The 301-nt window shown below is 55.1% G+C and carries 1 pseudogene; it reads right to left on the reverse strand.

The window, feature by feature from the left end:
* Positions 1-148, reverse strand: a pseudogene (locus GHO42_RS06735) (response regulator); the annotation flags it as partial.
* Between the last annotated feature and the right edge of the window lie 153 nt (positions 149-301).

Below are 301 nucleotides of genomic sequence, written 5' to 3' on the forward strand. Positions count from 1 at the left end.
GGATGATCAGGTCGTATTCCTGCTGTTCGACAAAATAGCGCCCGTCCAGGCCGTTGAGTGCCACATCCACGGCAAAGCCGGACTCCTTGAGGCCCTTGGCCAGGAAGTCGGCGGTCTTGGCTTCATCTTCAACCACTAGCAAACGCATCGCACACCTCGATCAATCGTCTGCACAGGCTAGGCGCCTTCGTCGGTGTTGCCTATTACAAACTTGTAATGCAACTGACGGGGTTCTGACGAGGAGCGCTGGTTAAGGTGGGCCCATTCGTACAGGAGCTTGCCCATGATGTTGAAAACCTTG

The sequence above is a fragment of the Pseudomonas sp. FSL R10-0056 genome, from assembly GCF_009600105.1.
Taxonomy (GTDB): Bacteria; Pseudomonadota; Gammaproteobacteria; order Pseudomonadales; family Pseudomonadaceae; genus Aquipseudomonas; species Aquipseudomonas bubulae.